Raw genomic sequence first — 18,494 nt, forward strand, 5'->3', positions numbered from 1 at the left:
CAAGACAGAAAAAATTGTCGGCGGGATGGTATTTCGGAGGTTCTCTACCGCTTCAGATCGGGCGGATTGTTCAGATCCCGCGCCGAGTACGTGTCACACGACGAGATCTGGCCGGTCTGGTATCCGGTCATGAACCACGCCTGACGCTGTGCCGAGGAACCGTGTGTCCAGCCTTCAGGGTTGACCCGACCGGTCGTGGACTTCTGGATACGGTCGTCGCCCACCGACGAGGCGGCGGACAACGCGTCGCGAATGTCGTCTTTTGACAAGGGCTTCAGGAACGGTTGACCGGTCGCCTGATCGGGAATCGTGTCGGCAAAATGCGCCCAGACGCCTGCGTAGCAATCGGCCTGGAGTTCGGTGCGAACCGCACCCGACTGCTCACCCTGCGGGTCGGCCTGCGCGCGGCCGATGTCGCCGAGCTGATTCTGGATGTGATGTCCGAACTCGTGAGCGACCACGTACTCCTGTGCGAGCGGTCCGGCACTGGAACCGAAACGGTCGACGAGCAATTGGAAGAAGCTCGTATCGAAGTACGCCGTTTGGTCCGCCGGGCAGTAGAACGGACCGACATCACTCGACGCCTGGCCGCAACCGGTGTTGACCGAACCGCTGAACAGAATGACTTCGGGTCGCACGTACGCCGTACCGGTCTGCTTGACCAACTGCTGTTCCCAAACGTCGTCGAGGCTTCCGACGGTCAGTGTGACGCGGCAGTTCACATCGGCGTTTGCCTGAGCGCCGGTGCACTCGTCGACCGACGACAGTCCGGTCGACGAACTCGAAGTTTCGGTGGACGTGCCCAGTAGTGAGCCGGGGTCACCGCCGAACAACAGTGCCAGGATCAGAACGATGATGCCGCCCGCGCCACCGCCGATCGCGATTTTGCCGCCGCGGCCACCGCCGCCCCCGCCGCCTTGAACCTGAACGCGTCCCGCTTCGCCGCGGGCCCCCTCGTTGAAGGTCATCTATGTCCGCTTTCTGCTGTCGTGAACAAGTGCTTGCCGTCACTTCTGGAGATAGCTTCGCATGGGATGCGGGTCCGCGTTTCCGCTCTGCGCAGTTCGCTCCGTAGGATCGCAGGCAAAGTAGTCGGTCGTCGGTTATTGGAAGTAGTTCGAAAGGAATCCCGTGCTGCGCACACATCTCGCCGGTTCATTGCGACCCGAGCAGGCAGAGCAGACCGTAACGCTCACCGGTTGGGTAGCCAGGCGTCGTGATCACGGCGGAGTGATCTTCATCGATCTCCGTGATGCATCCGGAGTTGCGCAGGTAGTTTTCCGGGCAGGTGACGTGGCCGAGCAGGCGCACCGTCTGCGCGCGGAATACTGCGTTCGCGTAACCGGAACGGTCGAGGTTCGCCCCGAGGGCAACCAGAACTTCGAGATCCCCACCGGAGCAATCGAGGTCAACGCCACCGAACTCGAGGTTCTCAACGAAAGCGCACCGCTGCCGTTCCAGCTCGACGATCAGGTCGGCGAAGAAGCTCGCCTCAAGTACCGATACCTCGACTTGCGTCGTGAAGGGCCCGGATCCGCAATTCGCTTGCGTTCCAAGGTAAGTGCTGCAGCGCGCGGCGTTCTCGCGCACCACGAGTTCGTCGAGGTCGAGACTCCGACGCTCACGCGTTCGACGCCAGAGGGTGCCCGTGACTTCCTCGTACCGTCACGCCTGCAGCCCGGTAGCTTCTACGCACTGCCGCAGAGCCCGCAGCTGTTCAAGCAGCTACTCATGGTCGGCGGCATCGAGCGCTACTACCAGATCGCGCGTTGCTACCGCGACGAGGATTTCCGCGCCGATCGTCAGCCCGAGTTCACTCAGCTCGACATCGAGATGGCTTTCGTCAACCAGGACGACATCATCCTGCTTGCCGAGGAAATCCTGACGGCGCTCTGGAAGCTCGTCGGCCACGAGATCAAGACGCCGATCGACCGCATGACCTACACCGAGGCAATGCGTCGTTACGGCAGCGACAAGCCGGACCTGCGTTTCGACATCGAACTCGTCGAGTGCATGGACTTCTTCAAGGACACGACGTTCCGCGTGTTCCAGGCGGAGTACGTCGGCGCCGTCGTGATGCCCGGCGGTGCAAGCCAGCCGCGCAAGCAACTCGACGCCTGGCAGGAATGGGCCAAGCAGCGCGGGGCCAAGGGCCTGGCGTACGTGTTGGTCGGCGAAGACGGCACTCTCGGTGGACCTGTTGCCAAGAACCTGACCGACGCCGAGCGTGAGGGCCTGGCCGCCCACGTCGGAGCTCAGCCGGGCGACTGCGTCTTCTTCGCAGCCGGCGCAACGAAGCCGATGCGCGCCCTTCTCGGCGCAGCCCGTGGTGAGATCGCCCGCAAGAAGGACCTCATCGATCCCGACGCGTGGGCCTTCGTGTGGATCGTCGACGCTCCGATGTTCGAGCCGACCGCCGACGCCACTGCATCCGGTGACGTTGCGCTCGGCCACTCCGCCTGGACCGCCGTGCACCATGCGTTCACGTCGCCGAAGCCGGAGTTCTTCGACACGTTCGACACCGATCCGGATTCCGCTCTGGCCTACGCCTACGACATCGTCTGCAACGGCAACGAGATCGGCGGCGGCAGTATTCGTATCCACCGCAAGGACATTCAGGAACGAGTGTTCAAGGTGATGGGCATCTCCGAGGAAGAGGCGCAGGAGCAGTTCGGCTTCCTTCTCGACGCCTTCGCCTTCGGCGCGCCTCCGCACGGCGGAATTGCTTTCGGCTGGGACCGCATCACCGCGCTCCTCGCCGGCATGGATTCCATCCGTGAGGTCATCGCGTTCCCGAAGTCCGGTGGCGGCGTCGACCCGCTGACGGATGCTCCGGCACCGATTTCTGCGCAGCAGCGCAAGGAATCGGGTATTGACGCGAAGCCCGAGAAGAAGTCAGAGGACAAGAAGTCCGAAGGCGACACCGCCGAAGCCAAGTAGAGCCGACACCGGATCGCCATGCTGCATTTGCGGGTGATCTGCCCGACCGAGCGCACCGAGCAAGTTCTCGGTGTGCTCGCGTCGCAGCGGGGCGCGACACACATCGTCGTATTACGTGATGTCGCGGTTCATCCCGCCGGCGACATGGTGGAGGCCGACGTCGCCCGTGAGGCGGCCAACGACGTCGTCGATGCTCTGACGGCTCTCGGCGTCGCCGAGGACGGCGGAATGACGCTCGTACCAGTCGAGACGGTGTTGTCGGCGGCGGCGCGCAAAGCTGAGCGCGACGTGCCGGGTGATCCCGCGGATTCCGTCGTGTGGGAGGAATTGCTGTCCCGCACTCGGGAAGAATCAACTCTCAACGGATTGTTCGTCGCGTTCCTGACGATCGCATGTCTGCTCGCGGCAATCGGCGTTGTCACCGACTCTCAGATCACGATCGTGGGCGCCATGGTCGTCGGCCCGGAGTTCGGGCCGCTGGCCGCGCTGGCTGTGGCACTCGTACGGCGGGATCGACGGTTGCGTCGACGTTCGATTCTCGCGCTCGCCGTCGGATTCCCCATCGCGATGGGCGTGACTCTCGCCGCAACGTTCGTGGTGAAGTTCTTCGGGTGGATGGACGTCGTGAGTCTCGAATCGCTCCACGAGGTCGATTTCGTCTACAAGGTCGGGCCCATCTCGTTTGTCGTCGCGCTTCTTGCCGGTGCGGCTGGGATGCTGGCACTCGTCTCGTCGAAGTCCGCTGCCTTGGTCGGAGTGTTCATCTCCGTCACCACGGTTCCTGCCGCCGGTTTCGCGGTGGTTGCGGCAGCAAACGGCGAATGGCGGATCGCCGGGTTGTCGTCGCTGCAACTGGCTGTCAACCTGGTCGGGATCGTCACTGCCTGCGTGCTCGTCCTCTGGGTCAGAACCCGGGCCGACGAGGAATTCGAAGCAGCGTTGAAAGGCATTTCTCGATTTGTCGACGAGGACAAAACTCCATGACATCGCCGGTTCGGAGTTCTGCTCACCGACAGCAGAATTCTCGCGAGACCTGTGTGCCGGTGTGGCGATTAGGGACTTTTGTCATCACCGCAGGTAGACGGCAATTTCTGTCGCTGTGAGAGCTTGAATTCGCCGCTGTGAGTGGATGAGCTGGGCATGATCGGAGTCACTAACGGGTAAGTTGGTCGGTGATGACCGCATTACTGGCAGACCCCGTTTCCGAAGTCGTCGCAGCTGCTGAGCAGTTGCTGACACGCCGCACAGGGGCACCCGTAACCCTGGTGGATCCAGTCGATCTCGGGGGGAGTGGCCGCACCGTCGTGCTGCGCGTACGTGTCGCCGAGAACCCGTTCTCCCTGCCTCGAACGCTGGTGATCAAGCAGGTCCGCGACAACTTTCAGGGAGCCACCAAAACCGCGATTGCGCTCCCCGCCGCGTCTGAAGGTGACTTCGACGTCGAGACCGCTTTCCTTCGTGAAGCGGTGTCGTATCAGTTCGCCAACGCGCTTGCCAAGGACGCACGCCCCGGCGCAGAACTGTTGGCGTCCGACCTCGATGCTCGCCTCTTGATCCTGAGTGATCTCGGCGACGCCACCGCAATCAGCGTCCGCCTCGAAGACTCCGACCCGGACACCGTCACTCACACGCTGATGGCCATGGCGCAGGCCATGGGGCGCATGCACGCCGCGACCGTCGGCCGTGAGGACGACTTCACCGCACTGCTGCGTCGAGCCGAGGTCGCCCATTGCTCCGATGAAGTGGCGGATCAGGTGGGACGAGCAGTGGCCCGTGTTCCCGCGATGTTGGTGGAAAGTCTCGGCATCGATGTGAGTTCGGACATTCTCGAGCAGGTTCGGCACGCGCAGACACTGTTCAGTGGCGGTCGATTCCGCGCCTTCAGTCCGTCGGACCTGTGCCCAGACAACATCATCGTCAACGACGACGGCGTGCAGTTCCTCGACTACGAGTGGGGTGGCTACCGCGACGCCCTCCTCGACATCACCTACGCGTTGGTGTCGTTCCCCGGTTGCCTGTGCAACATCGACCTGACCGAAGAGCGGGCGTCGGCGATGGTCGATGCCTGGCGGGCCGAGGTCGTCGGGATGTGGCCGGCCCTGGCCGACGAGGCCGAATTGGGGCGCAGGATCGTCGAGGCCCAACTTATCTGGGTCTGGCTCAGCACCTATCTGTACCTGCCCGAGGATCATTCACGTATCGCCGCTGTCCGCGAGCACTATCTCTCGATTCCACGGGCCGACGCACTGGTGGGACGCTGGGCAAGACTCGCGCGTTCGGCGAAGCTCGCCGGCAACGACGCCGTCGAGGCACACGCCCGCGACGTCGTGGCGGCGCTGCGCACCGAGTTCAGTTGAGTCTCTGACTGATCACACGCAGAAGGGCGCCCGTGCATGCAGCACGAGCGCCCTTTTTCGGTAGTCCGCTCAGTTGTCGGAGACCAGATCGTTCTCGGACAGGTCCGTCGCCGCGAGGGCCGTCGCCAGATCAGGATGGCGGAACGTCGACGTCACCTGGTCGGCCACGACTCGGAAAGCCGAGGCCAGGGTCGCGGACTTGTCCGGTTCGGCCGCCCACGTTGCGGTCTGTTCGACGACGACCACGCCGTGGTGGACGTACATCTTCCCGGGGACGAGCGTGATGCCGGCGTTGGTGGCCCACTCGCGCAGGGCAGCGAGTCCCTGGCTCGCGCCCTTGGGGCCGCCTACCTCGATGTCGTCACTCGACAACTGCAGAAGTGTGTCGATGTCTTGGGAGTTGAGTGCATCGTGCCACGCGAGGACGGTGGCGATCTCGGAGGTGCTCATGGCGACAACGCTATTACAGCGCCTTTGCCGAGGACGTGAGGGCTGGCGGAACCGAGGGTTGTGTCAAGCGTCGGTGGTCTCTAGTAGCGTCGATTCGTGAGCGATTGGCAAGCGGAAGACAGTGTGGGGGCGAAAGACGGCGTGGTGGCGGAAGACGGCCTGTTCGAGGCAACTCCGGAGGAATCCGCGATCGTCGACGAACCCGATGTCGTGTCTGTCGCCGAGCGTGCATTGTCCTCGGTGCCGCCTGGAGCTCCTCTGGCCGTCCGCATGCGTCCCCTCGCCCTCGGTGAAGTTGTCGGTCAACAGCACCTGCTCGGCCCTGGTGCTCCGCTGCGCAGAATGGTCGAGGGGTCCGGCGCCGCATCGGTTCTCCTGTACGGACCTCCCGGCACCGGCAAGACCACGCTCGCCTCGTTGATCTCGGGCGCTACCGGCCGTCGGTTCGAGGCACTGTCTGCCCTGTCCGCCGGCGTCAAGGAAGTCCGCGGTGTCATCGAACTTGCCCGCCGCCGTCTGCTGAACGGCGAACAGACCGTCTTGTTCATCGACGAGGTCCATCGTTTCTCCAAGACCCAGCAGGACGCCTTGCTCGCCGCGGTCGAGAACCGGATCGTGCTCCTGGTCGGCGCGACCACCGAGAACCCGTCCTTCTCGGTCGTCTCCGCGCTGTTGTCGCGCTCGTTGGTCCTGCAACTGCAATCGCTCACCGCTGCGGATGTCCAGGAACTGCTCGAGCGTGCGGTCGCCGACGAGCGCGGGTTCGGGGGAGCGATCGCGATCGACGACGACGCGATGGAACACCTCGTTCGTCTGGCGGCCGGTGACGCACGCCGAGCCCTGACGGCACTCGAGGCCGCTGCCGGAGCTGCACTGGACACGGCCGGTGACTCTTCGGGCCCGGTGGTGCTCGACCTCGCGACCGTCGAGGCCAGTGTCGACAAGGCCGCGGTTCGGTACGACCGTGCCGGAGATCAGCACTACGACGTCATCAGCGCCTTCATCAAGAGCATTCGCGGCTCCGACGTCGATGCCGCCCTGCACTACCTCGCTCGGATGCTGACCGCGGGCGAAGACCCTCGTTTCATCGCGAGGCGTCTGGTGGTTCATGCCAGCGAGGACATCGGCATGGCGGACCCGATGGCGCTGCAGACTGCCACCGCCGCTGCCCAGGCAGTGCAGCTGATCGGTATGCCGGAGGCTCGTCTGGCGCTGGCACAGGCCACCATTCATCTGGCGACGGCTCCCAAATCGGGTGCGGTGATCGCCGCTCTCGGTGCAGCCATGGCCGACGTGGCCGCCGGAAAATCCGGACTGGTACCGCCGCATCTGCGTGACGGGCACTACAAGGGTGCCGAGCAATTGGGCAACGCAGTCGGATACAAGTACCCGCACGACACACGTGATGGTGTTCTGCGGCAACAGTATCCACCGGACGATCTGGTGGGTGTCGACTATTACCAGCCCACCGCACACGGCAACGAGCGAGAGATCGCCGATCGGGTGAGCAAACTCCGCCGAATCGTTCGTGGCTGACGCCTGCCAGGTTCCACCGGTCGACGCGTTAGTCTGGACACCCATAGCTCGACGCTCTTGAAGGTAAGGACCGGTTAGTGCAAACCCACGAGATCCGCAGGCGATTCCTCGACCACTTCGTCAAGGCCGGCCACACCGAGGTGCCCAGCGCCTCGCTGATTCTCGACGACCCGAACCTTCTGTTCGTCAACGCGGGCATGGTTCCGTTCGTGCCGTTCTTCCTCGGGCAGCAGACGCCGTCCTATTCGCGCGCGACGTCTGTGCAGAAGTGTGTCCGCACCCTGGACATCGAAGAGGTCGGCATCACCACCCGCCACAACACCTTCTTCCAGATGGCGGGCAACTTCTCCTTCGGTGACTACTTCAAGAAGGAAGCCATCTCCCACGCCTGGCAGTTGCTGACAGGTTCGGTCGAGGACGGCGGATACGGCATCGATCCCACGCGCTTGTGGGCAACCGTCTATCTCGACGACGACGAAGCGTTCTCGATCTGGCGCGACGAGGTCGGTGTGCCCGAAGAGCGCATCCAGCGCCGCGGCATGAAGGACAACTACTGGTCCATGGGCATTCCCGGACCGTGCGGCCCCTGCTCGGAGATCTTCTACGACCGCGGCGCCGAGTACGGCGTCGAGGGTGGCCCGGAAGCCGACGAGGATCGCTACATCGAGATCTGGAACCTCGTGTTCATGCAGAACGAGCGCGGCGAGGGCACCAACAAGGGCGACTACCCGATCCTCGGACCGCTGCCGAAGAAGAACATCGACACCGGCATGGGCGTCGAGCGCGTTGCGTTCCTCCTGCAGGGCGTCGAAAACGTCTACGAGACAGACCTTCTCCGCCCCGTCATCGACAAGGCCGCCGAACTGACCGGCAGCGTGTACGGGACCGATCACACTTCTGACGTCCGTTTCCGCGTCATCGCCGACCACGCACGCACCGCCGCGATGTTGATCGCCGACGGTGTGAACCCCGGCAACTACGGCCGCGGATACGTCCTGCGCCGGTTGCTGCGTCGTATCGTGCGCTCGGCCAAACTGCTCGGCAGCGAGCAGCCCACCATGCGCGAGTTCATGATCGTCGTCCGCGACACGATGGCGCCGTCGTACCCGGTTCTGGAAACCGACTTCACGCGCATCGAGAACGTTGCCGTCGGTGAGGAGACCGCGTTCCTCAAGACGCTGGCGTCGGGTTCGGCCCTGTTCGAGAATGCTGCCGAGACGGTCAAGTCGTCCGGAAAGTCGGTCATCGCCGGCGATCAGGCGTTTGCACTGCACGACACCTACGGCTTCCCGATCGACCTCACGCTCGAAATGGCGTCCGAGGCCGGTCTCACCGTCGACGAAGACGGTTTCCGCACGCTCATGGCCGAGCAGCGCAAGCGCGCCAAGGACGACGCTCAAGCGCGCAAGCACGCGCATGCGGACCTCACGGTCTACAAGGAACTGCTCGATCGAGGTGCCACCGAGTTCACCGGTTTCGACGAGCTCGTCTCCGAGGCTCACGTCCTCGCACTGATCGTCGACGGCGTCCGTGTCCCGGTAGCGAAGGCCGGTCAGGACGTCGAGGTAATCCTCGACCGCAGCCCGCTCTACGCCGAGTCCGGTGGACAGATCGCCGACATCGGTTCGCTCACCGCGCCGGGCCTCGAAGCCAAGGTCAACGACGTGCAGAAGATCGCCAAGAAGGTCTGGACGCACAAGGTGACGGTGCAGAAGGGCGAGATCACCGAGGGCGACGTCGTGCTCGCGCACGTCGACGCCGAGTGGCGCAAGGGTGCAACCCAGGGGCACTCCGGTACCCACATGGTGCACGCGGCGCTGCGTCAGGTGCTCGGCCCCAACGCGGTGCAGGCGGGCTCGCTCAACAAGCCGGGCTACCTCCGCTTCGACTTCTCCTGGCAGGGTGCGCTGTCCGACTCCCAGAAGCAGGACATCGAGGCACTCACCAACGAAGCCGTGGCGTCCAACTACGCGGTCAACACATTTGTCACGGATCTCGACAAGGCCAAGGCGATGGGTGCGATGGCACTCTTCGGTGAGAACTACGGCGACGAGGTTCGTGTCGTCGAAATCGGCGGTCCCTTCTCGATGGAACTGTGCGGCGGTACTCACGTCGGAAGCTCCGCCCAGATCGGTCAGGTCACGCTGCTCGGTGAGCAGTCGGTCGGCTCCGGAATCCGACGCGTCGAGGCGTACGTCGGTTTGGACTCCTACCGCTACCTCGCCAAGGAACGCGCTCTCCTCGCCGGACTCTCCTCCTCACTGAAGGTTCCTTCGGAAGAGGTACCCGCCCGCGTCGAGGCGCTCGTCGAGCGACTCAAGGTGGCCGAGAAGGAACTCGAGCAGACCAAGGCCAAGGCTGTGCTGGCGTCGGCAGGCGAGTACGTCGCCAAGGCCAAGCGCATCGGTAGCGTCCTGGTCATTGCCGAGCCTGCTCCCGCGGGAGTCGGCGGCAACGATCTGCGCAGCCTCGTCACGGACATCAAGGGCCGACTCGGCTCCGAACCCGCCGTCGTAGCTCTCCTCGGTGACGTCGACGGCAAGGTCCCGTTCGTGGTCGCATCCAGCAAGGCGGCCCAGGGTCTCGGTGTGAAGGCCGGCGAGCTTGTCGCGTCCTTCGGTCCCAAGATCGGTGGCCGCGGCGGCGGAAAGCCCGACATGGCCCAGGGCTCGGGTTCGGACTCTGCCGGAATCCCGGCGGCGCTCGATGCGATCCGGGACAGAGTCGGAGAGCTGGCGGGCGGCAGCTGACGGTGGTGGCTACGCAGCAGGGTCCCGATCGCCCCGGCATCGACGACCCTGGTCGCGGGCGGCGCATCGCCATCGACGTCGGCAGTGTTCGCATCGGCGTCGCGTCAAGCGACCCCGACGGCATCCTCGCGACACCGGTGGAAACGGTTCCACGCTCGAAGGAGCGTGGGCCCGACGCGCCGGATATCCGGCGCATTATCGCCATCGTGTCCGAATACGAGGCCGTTGAGGTTATCGTCGGACTGCCACAGACGCTGCGCGGTGAGCAAGGTAAAGCCGCCGGTATCGCGACTGCATTCGCCAAACGACTGCAGCGGGCCGTCGAACCGATCCCGGTGAGATTGTCCGACGAACGACTGACGACCGTCACGGCTGCGCGCAACCTCCGCGAAAGTGGAGTCAAGGCACGCGGCCAGCGGCCGATGATCGATCAGGCTGCGGCGGTGGAAATCCTGCAAGGCTGGCTGGACGAGCGGAGTAGAGCTGTGAAACCAGGGGAGTCGTCGAAGGACGCTGCACTGGAGGGCGATCTGTGAACGCGCGGTGGGATGAGGGCGGCGGAAGCCGGCCCACCAGTTCGTTCGACTTCGACAACGACGAGACCATGGTCATGCGTGCGTTGCCGCAGAACATCGATCCGCCACACATGTCGCGAGCGGAGGCACGCAAGCAACGCGAAGCGCGCAACAAGCGCGCCAAGCGAGGTAAGAAGGTTGGTGTTCTCGCTCTCCTGGTGTTGGTGATCGCGGTTCTCGGTGTCGGTGCCTACGGTGCCCTCTGGTACATGGATCGCAACAAGGCCGCGGAGGACTTCGCCGGCCCGGGCGGCGCACCCGTGGTCATCCAGATCAACAGTGGAGAAACCGCATCGGAGATCGGTGCGACGCTGGAGGCGAAGAACGTCGTCGCGAGTTCGGCTGCTTTCTACAACGCTGCGATCGCCAATCCGTCGGAGATCCAGAAGGTACAACCCGGCTTCTACCAGGTGCCGGTGCAGAGTAGTGCCGCGAGCGCACTCGACAGTTTGGTTGCCCCGGACTCCCGAGTCGGCAGTGTTGTCATCGCCGAAGGGCGTCAGCTGCACGACAGTTCGGACGCGCAGACGGGCTCGCTCAAGAAGGGCATCTACAACCTCATTTCCGAGGCGAGTTGTGTCGGCCCGGTTTCTGCTCAGAAGTGCGTCTCGACGGACGAATTGAACACTGCGGGAGCGTCTTCCGATCTGGCTTCGCTCGGCGTGCCGGACTGGGCGATGTCGTCGGTCAAGAGCGTGCCGGACAAGGACCGTCAGCTCGAAGGCCTGATCGCCGCCAGCAGTTGGGATTTCGATCCCACTGCGACGCCCACCGAGATCCTGCGGTCGTTGGTCGAGGGTAGCGCCGCCAAGTACGAGGCCACCGGGATTCTGACAGCCGGCAGCGGGGTCGGAATGTCGCCGTACCAGTTGTTGGTGGCAGCGTCGCTGGTCGAGCGTGAGGCATTGCCTGGCGACATGGCCAAGGTCGCGCGGGTGATCGTCAACCGACTCGCAGTCGATCAGCCTTTGCAGTTCGACTCCACGGTCAACTACTCACTCGACACCACCGAGGTCGCCACGACCGATGCCGACCGTGAGCGCGTCACCCCCTGGAACACGTACGCAATGCCCGGTCTGCCTGCGACGCCTATTGCTTCACCGAGCATCGACGCGCTGAAGGCCGTGGAATCTCCGGCGGCCGGTGACTGGTTGTACTTCGTCACGATCAACAAGGAAGGCCAGACGCTCTTCACCAAGAGTTACGAGGAGCATCTGGCCAACATCGAACTGGCACAGCAAAGTGGGATTCTCGACAGTGGACGGTAGTACCGCGACTTCGCTCGCGACGCCGCGTAAGGCGGCAGTTCTCGGAAGCCCGATCGCTCACTCGAAGTCGCCGTTGCTGCACCTTGCTGCGTACGAGGCTTTGGGTCTGAGCGATTGGACCTACGAGCGGATCGAATGCACCGGCGAGCAGTTGCCTGCCCTCGTTGACTCACTCGGCCCCGAATGGGTCGGCCTCTCCGTGACGATGCCGGGCAAGATCGCAGCACTCGACTATGCCACCGAACGCACACCGCGAGCGGTGACCATCGGCTCGGCCAACACCTTGGTTCGCATCGAGGGCGGTTGGCGTGCCGACTGCACGGACGTCGACGGAGTCAGCGGTGCGTTGATCGCCGGCGGCGTCGGCGATCTCAGCGGCACTTCGGCGGTAGTCGTCGGCGCGGGCGGCACCGCGCGGCCGGCATTGGTCGCGTTGGCCGACATGGGAGTTCGGGCAGTCACCGTGGTCGCGCGTGATCCGGGACGTGCGTCCGGGGCCGTCGAATGCGGCGGCGCGGTCGGGTTGGAAATTGATCTGGTCACCTTCGACGACGCACGACTCGGTGGGATCTGTGCCGAATCCTCGGTCTTGGTCAGCACCGTTCCCGCAGAAGCGGCCGCGCCTTTCGCCCAGCAACTGGGGAGGGCACGATTTGTCCTCGACGCGATCTACAACCCCTGGCCGACGCCACTCGCTTCGGTTGTCGAGGCGGCTGGTGGCACGGTGATCGGTGGCCTCGAGATGTTGCTCAATCAGGCCTTCGGGCAGGTAGAGCAGTTCACGGGCAAGCCCGCTCCGCGAGAGGCGATGGCAGCCGCTATCGCTTAGCTCTGTTCACAGTGTCGAGGTAGTCCACAAGGCGATTCGTAGAGTGCCGCTGGTGAACGCCAGACACCAAGCTCGAAACCATGTGGACGTTGGTGGTCTTGGCAGGCGCTGGGGTAGTCGCTGGTGCCGGTGCTCGGGCGATCGTCGACAGTTGGTTGCGACGACACGGTTATCGACCAGTCGTGGCTCTCTGTTGTGTGCCCCAGTGCGGTGTCGCCACAGGTTGGGTTGCCGTCGGCGCACTGAATACCTCGGTGGTGCAACTGATCTCAGGTCTTGCCGTGGTGTGGTGGTGCGTCGCAATCTCGACTGTCGACCTGGCCGTGCGCCGGCTGCCCAACAGTTTCACGCTGCCGGGTTACGTCGTCGTGATGGTCTACGCGGCGGCGTCGGGAACGGTGTGGGTTGCTGCAGTGGGATCGGCACTGCTCGCCGGAATCCACCTCCTGGCGCACGTGATGTCGCCTGGTTCCATGGGTCTCGGCGATGTGAAGCTCTCTCTTCCGCTGGGCGCTCTGACCGGATTGGTGGGCGCTGACGCCTGGCTGTGGTCGTTGGTGTCTGCGTCGGTGCTCACCGCAACCCTGGGTGTCGTGATCGAACTGCGAAAACTGGGCCGGCGACAGTCGGGGCCGGTAGCCCACAATTCGCCCATCGCGCACGGTCCCTCGATGTGCCTGGCAGCCTGCGGTTCGACGGCGTTTGCCTGGTTGACGTGACGAGTGCAACATCCGCGGAAAACCTTGCGTTATTGACTGTTCAACGACGGACCGTGATCTGCAGGAAAGACGTAACCGTCGGTTTCATAAAGGCGGGTATCGCAGGCGCGCAGTCCCAGCATGCGGCGAGTCGGACTTGCCGAATGTCCACTCCCTGACGTTGACTGAGGCTTCGGAAATGGGACAAAACGAATCTCGTTTCGCACTCGATTATCGGGGGAACCTATGCGCACAAGGCTTTTCGTCGCTGCGGCAGCCTGTTTGGCGGCTGTGGCTGCAGGGGCGGGCGTCGCCGGCGCCGCGCCTGCACCTTCGTCGGTGGCACTGGGCGGGGGCTCAGGAATCCTGCTGCCGGACGTGGATCATTCCGATCCGGAGCAAGTTGCGGCGTGCACGTTGACCGCGGTCGGATACGACAACGCCGGCTCGCTCGTGGCACTCACCGCCGGACACTGCGGAGTTGTCGGGGACCGGGTGTTCGCCGAATACCTGCCCGAAGCCGGCCCCATCGGTCGGTTCTCCTACTCGAGTCCGGTCTCGGATATCGCGGTGATCGATCTCGACGACGCGAAGGTAGCCCCGCTACGTACCGTCGGCGGCACGACGATCAACGGAATCGGCGCTCCGCCGGCACCGGGCACGATCGTGTGCAAGGAAGGCCGTTCGACCGGCAACACGTGCGGTATCACCTGGGGCTACGACTCCGTCTACGGTGAAATTGTCGAGCACACGTGCTCGATTCCCGGAGACTCCGGTGGACCACTCGTCGTCGGCGATCGCCTGGTGGGCTTGATCAGCAACGGCTTCGAACCGTACTGCTTCGAGCCGCTCCCGCCGCCGTTCCATGCTCCCGACAACTCGGCAGACATCAACATCGGTTTGGCTGACATCAATGCCAACGGTGGAGGATTCCGCCTGTTCTAGGCCCGCAGGAACCTCTGAGATGGCCCACACGCATCGTGCGTGTGGGCCATCTGCGTTCACCCGGAGGGCCACTGTGACAACTGAGGTCTGCGACGTGGAAAGATGGTCGGCGTGCTGCGTTGGATAACTGCCGGAGAATCCCATGGTCCCGCCCTCGTCGCGATGCTCGAGGGCATGGTCGCGGGGGTCGAAGTGACCTCTGAGGCCATCTCGTCCGAACTTGCCCGTCGTCGACTCGGTTACGGCCGTGGCGCGCGGATGAAGTTCGAGGCCGACAAGGTCACCATCATCGGTGGTGTCCGCCACGGATTTACGCTCGGTGGCCCCGTGGCCATCGAAATCGGCAACACCGAGTGGCCCAAGTGGGAAACCATCATGTCCGCCGACCCGGTCGACCCGGACCTGCTCGCCGATCAGGCTCGCAATGCCCCGCTGACGCGCCCGCGTCCCGGTCACGCCGATTACAGCGGCATGCTCAAGTACGGCTTCAACGACGCGCGTCCCGTCCTCGAGCGCGCCAGCGCTCGCGAGACCGCAGCCCGTGTAGCCGCCGGAACAGTCGCACGGTCGTTCCTGCGTCAGGTATTCGGTGCCGAGGTCGTTTCACACGTTATTTCCATCGGTGCTTCCGAGCCTTACGTCGGGCCCGTGCCGGAGGGCAAGGACCTGGACGCGATCGACGCGAGCCCGGTCCGCGCATTCGACAAGGCTGCAGAAGAGTCGATGATCGCCGAAATCGAATCGGCCAAGAAGGACGGCGACACCCTCGGTGGCGTCGTCGAGGTCGTCATCCACGGCCTGCCGGTCGGACTCGGCACCTTCGTCAGTGGCGCCGAGCGTCTCGATTCACGACTTGCCGCTGCCCTCATGGGAATTCAGGCCATCAAGGGCGTCGAGGTCGGTGACGGCTTCGAGACCGCGCGCCGTCGTGGCAGCGAAGCTCACGACGAAATCCGCCCGGGCCCCGACGGCATCGTGCGCTCCACCAACCGCGCAGGCGGTATCGAAGGTGGCATGACCAATGGTGAGGCCCTTCGAGTTCGCGCCGCGATGAAGCCGATCTCGACGGTTCCGCGCGCTCTGGCGACGGTCGACATGGAGAGCGGCGAGGAAGCGGTTGCCATCCACCAGCGCAGCGATGTGTGCGCGGTTCCGGCCGCCGGCGTCGTCGCCGAATCGATGGTTGCGCTTGTCGTGGCTCAGGCCGCACTCGAAAAGTTCGGTGGTGATTCCATTGCTGAAACCACTGCCAACTACCGTCGTTACGCCGAGGGCATCGCAGCCCGACCGCCTCGATAGGACTCATGTATCGATGAAGCCGAAGGCTGTACTCATCGGTCCGCCCGGTGCCGGCAAATCGACCATCGGTCGACGTCTCGCGCAGGCACTCGAACTCGAATTGGTCGATACCGACGCCGAGATCGAACGGACCACGGGTAGAACGATCCCGGAGATCTTCACCCATGACGGAGAGCCTCGGTTTCGTGAGATCGAGGAATCGGTGGTTCGCGACGCGTTGCAGGCCACCGACGGAATCGTCTCGCTCGGCGGTGGTGCGATCCTGTCCGATCGCACGCGCGAACTGCTCCAGGGTCACACGGTCATCTACCTGGAGATCAGTGTCGCCGAAGGGCTTCGCCGCACGGGGGCGAACAATCATCGTCCGCTGCTGGCCGGCGGAGATCCCAAGGTCAAGTACCAGGAGCTGATGAGGCGTCGTCGTCCGCTGTACCGGCGTTCGGCCACGATTCGGATTCGGACGGACGGCCGAAGCCCGGCGCGTGTCGTCGGGCAATTGGTGTCGAAACTTCAAGACAAATGAACAACCGGAGCGGAGTAGTGGAGCAGTGACCGAACCCGTACGTGTAGAGGTGAAGACCGCAAGTCCCTACCCGGTCGTGATCGGCCGCGGCCTGCTCGGTGACCTTGTTGCCGAGTTCGACGGCGCGCGCACTGTCGCGATCTTCCATCAGCCGCCGCTGGCAGAGACCGCGGAGGCTGTACGGGCTGCGTTGGCAGAGAAGGGAATCGACGCTCACCGCATCGAAATCCCCGACGCCGAGGACGGTAAGGATCTTGCCGTCGCGGGCTTCTGCTGGGACGTGCTCGGCCGGATCGGCCTGACTCGCAGCGACGCGATCATGAGCTTGGGCGGGGGAGCGGCGACCGACCTCACCGGCTTCGTCGCTGCTACGTGGATGCGTGGTGTCAAGGTTGTTCACGTCCCCACCACTTTGCTCGCGATGGTCGACGCAGCAGTGGGCGGCAAGACCGGTATCAACACCGAAGCGGGCAAGAACCTCGTCGGTTCGTTCCACGAGCCGGGAGCGGTGTTCATCGATCTCGCGACGCTCGAGACTGTGCCGCACAACGAGATCGTTGCAGGCATGGCCGAGGTCATCAAGACCGGATTCATCGCCGACCCGGTGATCCTGGACCTCATCGAAGCCGATCCCAAGGCTGCTCTCGATCCGTCGGGAACTGTTCTGCCCGAGCTGATTCGGCGCTCCGTCGAGGTCAAGGCCAAGGTCGTGGCCGCGGATCTGCGCGAGTCGGATCTGCGCGAAATCCTCAACTACGGCCACACCCTCGGCCACGCGATCGAACGTCGTGAGCGCTACAAGTGGCGCCACGGTGCCGCTGTCTCCGTCGGCCTGGTCTTCGCTGCCGAACTCGGACGGCTCGCGGGCCGACTCGACGACGCCACCGCCGATCGTCACAAGTCGATCCTCGATCTCGTCGGGCTGCCGACGTCGTACGACGGTGATGCGTTCGGCGATCTGATGAAGGGAATGCAGACCGACAAGAAGAACCGTGCCGGGTTACTCCGTTTCGTGGTCCTCGACGGCCTCGCCAAGCCGGGCCGCCTCGAAGGGCCGGATCCGAGCCTGCTGGTCGCGGCGTACTCCGCGATCGCCCGTGATCCCAGGCCGGCCGGCGGAACGGTCCTGCTGTGAGGATCAACGTCGTCAACGGACCCAATCTGGGGCGTCTGGGTAAGCGTCAGCCCGAGGTCTACGGCGCGACCACACACGACGATCTGATCGAATTGTGCGTCGCGGCAGGTGAGGACCTCGGCGTCGAGGTGATCGTCCGTCAGAGCGATCACGAAGGCGATCTGCTCGGTTGGATCCACGACGCGGCGGACGCGGGGGAACCGGTGATCCTCAATGCCGGTGGCTTGACGCACACGTCGGTGGTCCTGCGAGATGCATGCGCCGAACTGACCGCAGGTCTCGTCGAGGTGCACATCTCGAACGTTCATGCGCGAGAAGAGTTTCGGCACCATTCCTACCTGAGTCCGATTGCGACCGGCGTGATCGTCGGACTCGGCGTCGCCGCGTATCCGCTGGCGATCAGGTTCCTCGCCGAGCGAGGCTGAACGAGGGAAGTCGAAAAGCCGACCACACGAATGCGGCCCCGAGGAAAATTTCCTCGGGGCCGCATTCGATTGTGTAGACGGCGGGCGTTACTGCTCGCGCTTGCCCAGATCGATCGCTGGGAAGACCGCGGTATCGGCGTCGGATTCCTCGACGGACATGGCGGCTCCGCTGTATGCGTGCTGCTCGGTGGGCGAGTCGTAGCCCTCGCTGACGGGCACCGGTTCGTGGTGACGCTCGTGGGACGGGGTCTGCGGAGCGGTTCCATTCTTGCGCTGCTCACGACTGACGAAGAAACGTCCGACGGTGATGGCGATCATGGCAGGGACGAAGATGAGAAGGATCGTGAACGCCGCACCGGAGGTCACCTCGAAGAACAAGCCCTGCTGAGTGAGTTCGAGGGAGGGGACCAGGCTGAGTGCCCAGCTGGCAGCGCCGGCGACGAATCCGCCGACCAAAGCAGCTTTGAGCCACAGCATGGTCAGATCGGCGCCGTCCTCGGGTTCGGGGAAGTTTCGGCGGTCGCGAATGCCGTCGATACCACCCCAGATCGCGGCGAAGACGATGACGATCAACAGGGACAGCCAGCGCAGGGTGGACCCCTGAAGTGGCCACTGTGCGATTGCTGCACCGAGCAACGCACGAAACACAACATGTATCAGGGCCATGCCGAGGCCACGTACCAACCACGCATTCATGGGTACAGCCTAACTAGAACCCATTACACCTTGTGGCCTAACCCACACTTATTGCTGTAACCGTGAGT

At 64.1% G+C, this 18,494-nt stretch carries 17 protein-coding genes; 14 read left to right on the top strand and 3 right to left on the bottom strand.

What is annotated here, in order from left to right:
* Positions 1–44 precede the first annotated feature (44 nt).
* The gene (gene ypfJ / locus RE4_RS10285) at positions 45–968 is read right to left on the bottom strand and encodes a KPN_02809 family neutral zinc metallopeptidase (RefSeq protein WP_003945028.1); all 924 of its coding nucleotides are present in this window, start codon (positions 966–968) and stop codon (positions 45–47) included.
* 163 nt (positions 969–1,131) lie between these two features.
* Here ypfJ and aspS point away from each other — a divergent pair, with 163 nt between their 5' ends.
* The 3 genes from aspS (at position 1,132) to RE4_RS10300 (ending at position 5,297) form a co-directional block, all read left to right on the top strand.
* Positions 1,132–2,940, top strand: a complete 1,809-nt coding sequence (gene aspS, locus RE4_RS10290; protein WP_020907685.1) for an aspartate--tRNA ligase — start codon at positions 1,132–1,134, stop codon at positions 2,938–2,940.
* An 18-nt stretch (positions 2,941–2,958) separates the two neighbouring features.
* Positions 2,959–3,924 carry a DUF389 domain-containing protein gene (locus RE4_RS10295; protein WP_060938539.1) on the top strand — a complete coding sequence of 322 codons (966 nt, stop codon included), beginning with the start codon at positions 2,959–2,961 and terminating at the stop codon, positions 3,922–3,924.
* A gap of 191 nt (positions 3,925–4,115) precedes the next feature.
* Entirely contained in the window at positions 4,116–5,297 is a 1,182-nt protein-coding gene (locus tag RE4_RS10300; RefSeq protein ID WP_060938540.1) for a protein kinase family protein, read from the top strand.
* Positions 5,298–5,366: 69 nt separating this feature from the next.
* Here the strand turns inward: RE4_RS10300 and RE4_RS10305 are convergent, their stop codons facing one another.
* Positions 5,367–5,747 carry a nuclear transport factor 2 family protein gene (locus RE4_RS10305; RefSeq protein ID WP_019748359.1) on the bottom strand — a complete coding sequence of 127 codons (381 nt, stop codon included), beginning with the start codon at positions 5,745–5,747 and terminating at the stop codon, positions 5,367–5,369.
* A 123-nt stretch (positions 5,748–5,870) separates the two neighbouring features.
* Between RE4_RS10305 and RE4_RS10310 the strand changes: the two genes are divergently transcribed.
* From RE4_RS10310 to aroQ, 11 genes are all read left to right on the top strand, one after another.
* Positions 5,871–7,283, top strand: coding sequence for a replication-associated recombination protein A (locus tag RE4_RS10310; protein WP_024487254.1), 1,413 nt, complete (start codon positions 5,871–5,873; stop codon positions 7,281–7,283).
* Between the two features lie 77 nt (positions 7,284–7,360).
* Entirely contained in the window at positions 7,361–10,033 is a 2,673-nt protein-coding gene (gene alaS / locus RE4_RS10315) for an alanine--tRNA ligase (RefSeq protein WP_019748361.1), read from the top strand.
* A gap of 2 nt (positions 10,034–10,035) precedes the next feature.
* The gene (gene ruvX, locus RE4_RS10320) at positions 10,036–10,569 is read left to right on the top strand and encodes a Holliday junction resolvase RuvX (protein ID WP_003944838.1); all 534 of its coding nucleotides are present in this window, start codon (positions 10,036–10,038) and stop codon (positions 10,567–10,569) included.
* Positions 10,566–11,876, top strand: a complete 1,311-nt coding sequence (gene mltG, locus RE4_RS10325; RefSeq protein WP_019748362.1) for an endolytic transglycosylase MltG — start codon at positions 10,566–10,568, stop codon at positions 11,874–11,876. Before ruvX ends, mltG begins: the two co-directional genes overlap by 4 nt.
* The gene (locus tag RE4_RS10330) at positions 11,866–12,705 is read left to right on the top strand and encodes a shikimate dehydrogenase (protein WP_019748363.1); all 840 of its coding nucleotides are present in this window, start codon (positions 11,866–11,868) and stop codon (positions 12,703–12,705) included. Before mltG ends, RE4_RS10330 begins: the two co-directional genes overlap by 11 nt.
* Positions 12,706–12,785: 80 nt before the next feature.
* Positions 12,786–13,424: a prepilin peptidase gene (locus tag RE4_RS10335; RefSeq protein ID WP_060938541.1), complete on the top strand. Its 639-nt coding sequence runs from the start codon at positions 12,786–12,788 to the stop codon at positions 13,422–13,424.
* A gap of 225 nt (positions 13,425–13,649) precedes the next feature.
* Positions 13,650–14,348 carry a S1 family peptidase gene (locus RE4_RS10340; RefSeq protein ID WP_020907692.1) on the top strand — a complete coding sequence of 233 codons (699 nt, stop codon included), beginning with the start codon at positions 13,650–13,652 and terminating at the stop codon, positions 14,346–14,348.
* Positions 14,349–14,459: 111 nt separating this feature from the next.
* Entirely contained in the window at positions 14,460–15,647 is a 1,188-nt protein-coding gene (gene aroC, locus RE4_RS10345; protein ID WP_003944974.1) for a chorismate synthase, read from the top strand.
* A 13-nt stretch (positions 15,648–15,660) separates the two neighbouring features.
* Entirely contained in the window at positions 15,661–16,170 is a 510-nt protein-coding gene (locus RE4_RS10350) for a shikimate kinase (RefSeq protein WP_020907693.1), read from the top strand.
* A 25-nt stretch (positions 16,171–16,195) separates the two neighbouring features.
* Entirely contained in the window at positions 16,196–17,305 is a 1,110-nt protein-coding gene (aroB, locus tag RE4_RS10355; RefSeq protein ID WP_020907694.1) for a 3-dehydroquinate synthase, read from the top strand.
* A complete protein-coding gene (aroQ, locus tag RE4_RS10360) occupies positions 17,302–17,730 on the top strand; it encodes a type II 3-dehydroquinate dehydratase (protein ID WP_020969578.1) in 429 nt (142 codons plus the stop codon). The genes aroB and aroQ overlap by 4 nt, the downstream gene beginning before the upstream one ends.
* A gap of 87 nt (positions 17,731–17,817) precedes the next feature.
* Here the strand turns inward: aroQ and RE4_RS10365 are convergent, their stop codons facing one another.
* A complete protein-coding gene (locus RE4_RS10365; RefSeq protein ID WP_019748369.1) occupies positions 17,818–18,426 on the bottom strand; it encodes a B-4DMT family transporter in 609 nt (202 codons plus the stop codon).
* Between the last annotated feature and the right edge of the window lie 68 nt (positions 18,427–18,494).

Origin of the sequence: Rhodococcus erythropolis NBRC 15567 (assembly GCF_001552595.1) — a bacterium.
Taxonomy (GTDB): Bacteria; Actinomycetota; Actinomycetes; order Mycobacteriales; family Mycobacteriaceae; genus Rhodococcus_F; species Rhodococcus_F erythropolis.

Bases quoted from the DNA above. Each gene is read 5' to 3' on its own strand.
- RE4_RS10365 (WP_019748369.1), bottom strand. From the start codon at position 18,426: ATGAATGCGTGGTTGGTACGTGGCCTCGGCATGGCCCTGATACATGTT.
- ypfJ (WP_003945028.1), bottom strand. From the start codon at position 968: ATGACCTTCAACGAGGGGGCCCGCGGCGAAGCGGGACGCGTTCAGGTT.
- RE4_RS10340 (WP_020907692.1), top strand. From the start codon at position 13,650: ATGCGCACAAGGCTTTTCGTCGCTGCGGCAGCCTGTTTGGCGGCTGTG.
- RE4_RS10300 (WP_060938540.1), top strand. From the start codon at position 4,116: ATGACCGCATTACTGGCAGACCCCGTTTCCGAAGTCGTCGCAGCTGCT.
- RE4_RS10350 (WP_020907693.1), top strand. From the start codon at position 15,661: ATGAAGCCGAAGGCTGTACTCATCGGTCCGCCCGGTGCCGGCAAATCG.
- RE4_RS10295 (WP_060938539.1), top strand. From the start codon at position 2,959: ATGCTGCATTTGCGGGTGATCTGCCCGACCGAGCGCACCGAGCAAGTT.
- RE4_RS10305 (WP_019748359.1), bottom strand. From the start codon at position 5,747: ATGAGCACCTCCGAGATCGCCACCGTCCTCGCGTGGCACGATGCACTC.
- RE4_RS10335 (WP_060938541.1), top strand. From the start codon at position 12,786: ATGTGGACGTTGGTGGTCTTGGCAGGCGCTGGGGTAGTCGCTGGTGCC.